Raw genomic sequence first — 2838 nt, forward strand, 5'->3', positions numbered from 1 at the left:
TCTGCTGTCCCGCCACCAGCGGGAACCCTGCTCGGCCCCTGCTCGCAGGACGTCTCGGGCTGCCATCGTTGATGGCTACTTGCCGACGTTTCACGGTGTCTTGTGCCCCCTGTGTGCCCCACACTGCCAGGAGCGGGCGAGGTCGCGCCAACGCCGGCTGGCGCCGCTCAACAGGTCCGCCAAGGTCGGGCCTCGTCCGTCAGGGTGCACCGCCCTGGCTACTCGCGTGGCTACTCGACGCCCAAGCGGGGAGGAACCAGTCTGGGGGTGAAGATCGACTGAGGCTGGTGATGCGGGGCAGCGGGGAGCTTCAACTTCGTGGCAGGCTCCTGCGGTGATCATCCACTCGCGCGAGGTCGCGCGCATCGCCGCCGCGGCGCTCGTTGCGATGCTGTGTGGTGCCTGCGGAACAGGTCAACGGGAGGCAGCCAAACCTCCGCAAGAGGCGACATCGGCCGCGCCGGCGGCACCGCAGCATGAAAGCCGAAGCCCAACCCCGGATGGACCCGCCGTGCTGCCATGGGTCTCAGCGGTCGTAGCTCGCGACGACACCTCGATCACCGTGGCCACCGGCATAGCCAGTGTGGTGTGCGGAGAGCCCACGCGACCAAAGGCGACGATCACCTATCAGGACGACACCCAGGTGGTCATCTCGGTGACTTCGAGCATTTTGCGAGCAGAAAAAGAATTATGCGCCACCGACGGTAACGCCGCGCCCGCTTTCGTGTCGTTGCAGAAACCCCTTGGTGACAGAGTTCTGCGCGACGCGGCCACCACCCGGCTGCATCCGACCTACTTTGAGCGGGATTTGCCGGACCTCCTTGCGGACAAGCGGTGGGATCCTTCCGGAAGGGACCTGGGCCCCGGCGAAAGCCGGGCTAGGCCGGGGGCGGTGGTGGCGACCGGGCCACCGCCGGGCGGTTGGGTGCAGTCCTTCCGCGACCCGGACGGCGCAGTGCTGTCCCTCGACGCGCGGCCCACAGCTAGGGTGCACCGGCCCACCACTATCGGCACGGTCCCGATCGGCTCACGACGAGGCATCATCACTACCTACGGCGGACCAGGCTTTCCTTGGGCGGTCTGGTGGGAGGCCGGGCAGGTCACCTATTCTCTGACGCTTACACCGCCCGTGGGCCGCGACCTCCCCCTGAAACAGTTCAAGCAACAACTCGCCAGGTTTAAGTGGAGTTGATCGGGCCATATGTTGCTGTCGAGGGCCCTGGCAGTAACTGCACACCGCCAGGGGTGGTCTCACGAACTCGATGACCTGGGAAACCGCTGGCTTGCGTCAACTGTCTCGGACTACCCGCGGCTCCCCGCTTCGCCCATCGGTCATCAGCCGTCCTGGCATACATCTGGCATGGGATCTTGGCGGCGTGGGGAGTACCGCGCGGGCTACCGACTGGCGCGACGACAGCAGTGCAGTCAGTCCGGCGGCGAGGCCGAAGGCCGTTGCGCCCTGGAGGCCGTAGACCCAGGCGGGCGAGTGGTGAGGACCGGTGTTGTGGCCAACCCGCAGGACGACCGCAAGCAGCAGTTCGCCGAGCAGGACCACCAGCCACGGCCGGGGCAGCCCCAGCAGCCAGCAGGCGACCCCAACGCAGACCGGCAGCACCAGCAGGTACGCGAAGGCTGCCCAGATCATGACGTCCAGTCGACCGAAGTTGGGTCCGGCCTCGGCGTCCCGCTTTAGCAGCACGGCTGCGGTCGGTGTAACCAGCGCGAACGCGACGACCGCACCGAGGACGGCGGCGCGCAGCTTCCGACGAGCCCGATGCCGGGTCTGCTCACTGCGGTCCGCTCGCCCCATGTCGCCTCCGTCAGCTGTGCGGCCCATGGATGGTACCGGCCGCAAGCCCCGCGCCTGTCCTCTCGCATCGGCGCAGCTCCCACCTATGACCCCCGCCGGGGGGATGCGGTCTCAAGCTGTCGCCTGCTGCCGGCTGGTAGTGACCCGCGTCGCTGAGCAGGTGCCGCACATCGTCGGTTGATGTTCCGGACCGACCCGCCTCAAGGTTCGCGCTGCCTCCTTGCTGCCTCGCTGCCTGGGTTGCGGTCGACAACCACCGTCGCCGCGTTGCCGGACACTGCCTTGCAAAGGCGGCTCGATGCACCGCGCGCTCCACAATCAGTGTCGACGAGTGGCGTTGGCGTCAGGGACCTTGGCATCCTGTGCCCAAGCGGTTGTCGGTCGCTGTCGCGCGTCTCGCTGGCTTCTTGCTGACGAGGGTCCCCCATGAGCCGAGGACTTGGCTCGGCTTCCACTCACTCGTCACCCAGCCGGACACTCAGTGACTGACGTGGAGGCCGTCTTACCGCTGCGCCCATACTGGATACCAAGCGACGGACGTGAGCGCCCTGGCCGCATGGGTAGCGCTCGTAATCAGCGTTGCGAATCTCTGGTACAGCGTCGTCCGTGTGTGGTGGCGCGAGAGGAAGGCGAGTCCATCCGCTCGCCTCGATCTTTTCGATTATCACAACAAGTCTGGCTGGCACGAGGAGGTTCGAGTCGTCGTCACGAACCACGGCCCAGCGGACATGAAAAAGGTCGAGGTGCAACTTTTCGATGACGACGGAACATCGTTGGAAGTCGGAGACCCCTCCGTCTCGGCCTTGTGGCCTAAAATGCCGCTCGGCTGGCTACACCCGGATGAGTCTCTCTACTTGACCCTGAATCGAGGTCTCGACACGCGCGACCCTAGAGCTGCACTCATCCGCTGGGAAGACGGCCGTCGCTCTCAACAGTCGCGCTGGATCTGGCTCTCCTACCACCGGGTCACTTGACCCCCAGGCAACCAACACGGGTCCATGACCTGCTGCTCCACAACTGCTGAGCTA

Annotated in this window: 3 protein-coding genes; 2 read left to right on the plus strand and 1 reads right to left on the minus strand. The window is 66.0% G+C overall.

What is annotated here, in order from left to right; all coding sequences use genetic code 11:
- Positions 1-334: 334 nt before the first annotated feature.
- Complete coding sequence (locus I8N68_RS32255; RefSeq protein WP_200216886.1) at positions 335-1192, plus strand: hypothetical protein; 858 nt, start codon at positions 335-337, stop codon at positions 1190-1192.
- A gap of 96 nt (positions 1193-1288) precedes the next feature.
- Here I8N68_RS32255 and I8N68_RS32260 read toward each other — a convergent pair whose 3' ends face one another.
- Positions 1289-1810 carry a hypothetical protein gene (locus I8N68_RS32260; protein WP_200216887.1) on the minus strand — a complete coding sequence of 174 codons (522 nt, stop codon included), beginning with the start codon at positions 1808-1810 and terminating at the stop codon, positions 1289-1291.
- A 539-nt stretch (positions 1811-2349) separates the two neighbouring features.
- Here I8N68_RS32260 and I8N68_RS32265 point away from each other — a divergent pair.
- A complete protein-coding gene (locus tag I8N68_RS32265) occupies positions 2350-2784 on the plus strand; it encodes a hypothetical protein (protein ID WP_200216888.1) in 435 nt (144 codons plus the stop codon).
- Positions 2785-2838: the final 54 nt, after the last annotated feature.

This window comes from Micromonospora coerulea, from assembly GCF_016598485.1.
GTDB lineage: Bacteria > Actinomycetota > Actinomycetes > Mycobacteriales > Micromonosporaceae > Micromonospora > Micromonospora coerulea.